Source organism: Aquipuribacter hungaricus (assembly GCF_037860755.1).
GTDB lineage: Bacteria > Actinomycetota > Actinomycetes > Actinomycetales > JBBAYJ01 > Aquipuribacter > Aquipuribacter hungaricus.
On sequence record NZ_JBBEOI010000255.1, the window covers coordinates 1 to 4819 of the forward strand.

6 protein-coding genes and 1 pseudogene are annotated in these 4819 nt (G+C 75.2%); all 7 read right to left on the reverse strand.

The window, feature by feature from the left end:
• A partial coding sequence (locus WCS02_RS17455) for a FliH/SctL family protein (protein WP_340295527.1) occupies positions 1–627 on the reverse strand: 627 nt, incomplete at its 3' end.
• Entirely contained in the window at positions 614–1678 is a 1065-nt protein-coding gene (gene fliG, locus WCS02_RS17460) for a flagellar motor switch protein FliG (protein ID WP_340295528.1), read from the reverse strand. The genes fliG and WCS02_RS17455, both read right to left, overlap by 14 nt.
• On the reverse strand, positions 1675–3306 hold the full coding sequence (gene fliF / locus WCS02_RS17465; protein WP_340295530.1) for a flagellar basal-body MS-ring/collar protein FliF: 1632 nt from the start codon (positions 3304–3306) through the stop codon (positions 1675–1677). The genes fliG and fliF overlap by 4 nt, the downstream gene beginning before the upstream one ends.
• Positions 3303–3662 carry a flagellar hook-basal body complex protein FliE gene (fliE, locus tag WCS02_RS17470; RefSeq protein ID WP_340295532.1) on the reverse strand — a complete coding sequence of 120 codons (360 nt, stop codon included), beginning with the start codon at positions 3660–3662 and terminating at the stop codon, positions 3303–3305. Before fliE ends, fliF begins: the two co-directional genes overlap by 4 nt.
• Positions 3659–4066 carry a flagellar basal body rod protein FlgC gene (gene flgC / locus WCS02_RS17475; protein WP_340295533.1) on the reverse strand — a complete coding sequence of 136 codons (408 nt, stop codon included), beginning with the start codon at positions 4064–4066 and terminating at the stop codon, positions 3659–3661. Before flgC ends, fliE begins: the two co-directional genes overlap by 4 nt.
• The gene (locus WCS02_RS17480; RefSeq protein WP_340295534.1) at positions 4066–4428 is read right to left on the reverse strand and encodes a flagellar basal body rod protein FlgB; all 363 of its coding nucleotides are present in this window, start codon (positions 4426–4428) and stop codon (positions 4066–4068) included. Before WCS02_RS17480 ends, flgC begins: the two co-directional genes overlap by 1 nt.
• Before the next feature lie 178 nt (positions 4429–4606).
• Positions 4607–4819: pseudogene (locus WCS02_RS17485) on the reverse strand (hypothetical protein); the annotation flags it as partial.

Genomic DNA, 4819 nt, shown 5'->3' on the forward strand with positions numbered 1-4819 from the left:
GGCCGCGGCGACCGCGGGACGGAGCAGGTCGCTGACGGTCGCGGCGCCGGTCCGGACCACGACGTCGCCGGGGCCCAGGCGGGGGTCGGCGACCACGGTGACCCCGTCGGGCAGGCCGTCCTGCAGGACGCCGGCCCGCTCGAGGGCGCGCACGCCCGCGGGGTCGACGCGGACGGCGACGACGGTGCCGGCGGGGGTGCCGTCGATGCCGCGGAGGATCCGGGCCAGGAGGGCACCGGCGCCCGGGGCCGCGGACAGCACGACCTGCTCGGCGAGCTCGGCCGCGCACCGGGCCACGACCTCGGCCATGGCGCCGGCCTCGACCACGCCGTCCTCCTGGACCTGGACGGCGGCCGAGCGCAGCGCGAGCAGCGCCGAGCCGGCGGCGGCGCGGAGCTGGTCGAGCTCGCGGGCCAGGGCGGCGTCGCGGGCCGCCTCCTGCGCGGCGACGGTGGCCGCCGCGCGGCGCAGCCCCTCGCTGTAGCCGGTGGCGTACCCGGTGACGAAGCCGGACTGGCGGCCGGCGTCACGGGCGGGGTCGGCGGTGAGGTCGGCGACGCCCCGCTCCCGGGGGCCGGTGAGGCTGCCCGGGACGAAGGGGCGGACCTCGAGCTCAGACGTACTCATCGTCGTCACCCCCGCCGCGGCGCACGACGAGCTGGCCGGACTCCTCCAGCGAGCGGATGATCTGCACGATCGCGGCCTGCGCCTCCTCGACGGCGGCCTTGCGGACCTGGCCGAGCACCTCGATCTCGTCGACGAGGTCCTGCCGGGCGCGCTCGGACACGTTGCCGAGGACCTTGTCGCGGACCACCTGGGCGACGCTCTTGAGCGCCGTGGCGAGGACCGCGGAGTCGACCTGGCGCAGCACCATCTGCACCGCGCGGTCCTCCAGGCCGACGATGTCGGCGAAGACGAACAGGCGGGCCTTGACCTCCTCGGCCAGGGCGGGGTCGTGCTCGGTGAGCCCCTCGAGGATGGCCTTCTCGGTGGCGGCGTCGGCGCGGTTGATGACGTCGACGAGGGACTGCAGGCCGCCGGTCACCGCGTCGGACGAGGTCTGCGGCAGCACCGAGGAGGTGCGGGCCTTGAGCAGGTCCTGCAGGACGACGAGCGCGTGGGGCTGGAACCGGCCGGTCGTGGCCAGGCGGCGGGCGACCGCGACCTGGTCGGCGGCGCCGAGGCCGGCCATGACGACCGAGGCCTGGTCGGGGCGCAGGTGGACGAGCACCGCGGCCATGGTCTGCGGGTGCTCGCCGCGCAGGATGGACATGAGCTGCTGGGGGTCGACGTCCTGGAGGAACTTCAGCGGGCGCTCGGCGGTCGCGGTGGCGATGCGCTTCATGACGTCGCCGGCGTCGGCCTTGCCGAGCGAGCGCTCGAGGACGTCCCGGGCGTAGCCCTCGCCGCCGGCGCCGACCACGCCCTGGCGCACGGCCATGGTGTGGAACTGGCCGAGGACCTCGGCCGCGACCGTCGGGGAGACGTTGCGCAGCCGGACCACCTGGGCGACGAGCTCGTCGAGGTCGGTGCCCTTGAGGTGGCGCAGCACGCTGGCGGCGCGGTCCTTGCCGAGCATGACGAGCAGGACGGCGGCCTTCTGCAGGCCGTTGAGGTCGGGCGCGGCGGGGGCGGCGGGCGCCGTGACCTGCGGCGCGTCGGTGGTGGCGACAGTCACGAGGACCTCCGGTCGGCGAGCCAGCCCCGCAGCAGCTCGGCCACCTCGGCCGGCTCGCGGTCCACGAGGTCGATGACCTCGTCACGCTGGGAGGTGAGGGAGGCCAGCTGGGCGGCCTCGGGGTCGGGGGCGGCGGGAAGGGCCTCGGCGCGGGGGGCGGGGATCGCCGGGACCGCGACGGGCTCGTCGTCGGCCGGGGCGTACAGGCCGAGGTCGACGGGCTCGCTGCGCTTCTTGCGCCGGGCGCCCATCACCAGGGTGATGATGACGACGAGCAGGACCAGCCCGGCGAGGACGGCGTTCCAGATCATGTCCTGGCGGCCCTCGGCGGCGGCTGCCTCTCCGGCGGCCTCCAGCTCGGCGGCCACGGCCTCGGCGTCGCCGACGTCGAAGGGCATCTGGGTCACCGACACCACGTCGCCGCGGGCGGCGTCCAGGCCGACGGCCGCGGACACGGTGTCCTGCAGGGCGAGCATGTCGGTGCGGGCGACGGCGTCGCGGTCGACGACCACGGAGACGCTGAGCCGCTCGACGGTGCCGGGGGCGGAGACGACCCGCTCGGTGACCTTGCCGACCGCGTTGTTCACGGTCTTGGAGGCGGAGGAGTAGGCGTTGTCCGACGCCTCGCCCTGCACGGTGATGTTGGGGACGACGATGTTGTCCGGGCCGAGCACGCCGGCCTCGCCGGCACCGCCCGCGCCGGTGTACTGCTCGCCCTCGGTGGTCTCCGACAGCGGCAGCACGCCCTCCTCGGGGGCGAGGAAGCGCTCGGTGGTGGCCTCGGTGGCGTCGAAGTCGAGCGCGGCGGTGACGGTGGCGACGGCGTTGCCGGGGCCGACCACGGTGTCCAGCAGGGTCTGCAGGTCTCCGGCGACGCGGGTCTCGAAGTCGGCGGTCATGTCCGCGGCCTCGACGCCGCCGCCCGAGCCGGGCCCGGCGGCCTTGGCCGACAGCAGCGTCCCGGTCCCGTCGACCACGCTCACGGCCTCGGGCAGCATGCCCTCGACGGAGCTGGAGACCAGCGTGACGACCGAGGCGACCTGGCCCTTGTCCAGGGTCTTGCCGGCGCGGGTCTGCACGAGCACCGAGGCGGTGGGGGCGTCGGACTCGTCGACGAAGACGTCCTTCTTGGGGACGGCGAGGTGGACGACCGCGGCCTCGACGCCGTCGATGGCGCCGATGGTCTTGGCGAGCTCGCCCTCGACCGCGCGCTGGTAGGCGACCTCCTGCTGGAACTGCGAGGCGGTGACGCCCTGCTCGTCCAGCAGCGAGTAGCCGCCCGTGTCGTCGCCGGGCAGCCCGGCCGCCGACATCTGCAGGCGCAGGTCGTACACCTGCTCCTCGGGGACCAGGACGGTCGCACCGCCGTCGGTGAGCTCGTAGGCGACGCCCGCGGCCTGCAGCTCCTCGACCACGGCACCGCCGTCGGCGGAGGACAGGCCGGTGAACAGGGGGCTGAGCTGGGGGGCGCGCTGCCACTGGACGAACGCGACCGCGCCGACGAGCAGGGCGAGGGCGACGACGACGCCGAGGGTCTTCTGGGCGCCCGGCAGCTCGCCCCAGGCGGCCTGGGCGCGGCGGGCCTGCTGGCCCGCGGCGGCGCGGGGGTCCTTGGTGCGCGGGCTCACAGCTGCATCCTCATGATCTCGGAGTAGGCCTCGACGGCCTTGTTGCGGACCGCCACCGTCATCTGGGTGGCGAGCTGGGCCTCGGTGGCCGCGATCGTGTACTGGCTCGGGTCGGCGAGCTGGCCGGTGACGGCCTTGACGGCGAGGTCGTCCGCGGTCGACTGCAGGCGCTGGAGGTCCTCGAGGCGCCCGACGGCGCCCCCGAGCCCGGCCTGCTGGAGCGCCCCGGCGAACTCCGCGCCCGCGGCCGCGTCGGGGGCGACGGGCGGCAGCGACGGGGACAGCCCGGCGACCGCGGACACGCCGGCGACCCCGCTGGTGCCGGCGCCCACGGCGCCGACCGGCTGGACGCTCACTGGTTGCGTCCGACCTGGATGGCGGCGCTGTAGGCGTCGCGGGCACGGTCCACCACGGCGAGGTTCGCCTGGTAGCCGCGCTGGGCCATCATGAGCTGGGCCATCTGGCTCCCGAGGTCGATGTCAGGCATGCGGACGTAGCCCCCCTCGTCGGCGAGGGGGTGGTCGGGCTGGTAGACCATGCGGCCCTCGGCGCTGCCGAGCTCGATGCCGGCGACGGTGACGCCGCCGATGCCCGGCTCGAGCTGCGTCGCGCGGGCCGAGACGTAGCGCGCCTGGAAGGCGTCCTCGTCGGTCCTGGTGACGGTGTTGATGTTCGCGATGTTGTCGCTGACCGCGTCGAGCCACTTGCGGTAGACGGCCACGCCGGAGCCGGCCACGCCGAAGACGGGGAAGGTGGTCATCAGCGGATCGCCGCCCGGACCATGCCGAAGCGGTCGTCGACCGCGCGCAGCGCCAGCTGGTAGCGCAGGCCGGTGTCGATGGACTGCAGCGTCTCGGTGTCGAGGTTGACGTTGTTGCCGTCGAGCCGGGTGGGCTCCAGGGACAGCGACGAGGTGCTCTCCGTCAGGCCGCGGCGGCCCTTGCCGGCGGCGTCGGCGACCGCGTCCTCGAAGGCGACGCGCCGGCTCTGGAAGCCCGGGGTCTGGATGTTCGAGATGTTGTCGGCGATGGCGCGGTTGCGGGCGCCCAGGCCAGAGACGGCGCTGAGGAGTGCGGCCCCGGTGACGGAGGCGGCTCCTGCCACGGACACGTGTGCGGTCACGACGGTTCGGTCTCCTGAGGTCGCCGTCCCCGCGGTGCGGGGGCGGTACAGGGGCGGCCGATCCGTGGCCTGGGGTGCGAGCGGTCCGTGCTCTGGAGGTCTGTTCGTCCCGGGCGGCCCGGGAGTGAATGGGCCGGACGGGTGACGCCGGTCACATCTCGGCGTGGCGCAGCGGGTCCTAGAGCGCCTGGTCGACGTACATCGGGCGCGGGTCGCTGGGGACCAGCCGCTCGACGACGTCCATGTGCCGGCGCGAGCTCGTCATCGCGGCGGCCAGCCGGCCGGTGACCAGCAGCTGGCGCTCGAGCAGGCGCTCGGCGCGCTCGCGCAGGGTGTCCGGCAGCGGCGTCCGCAGCTGCGGCGGCACCCACGGGCCCGCGGCGGTGCCCGG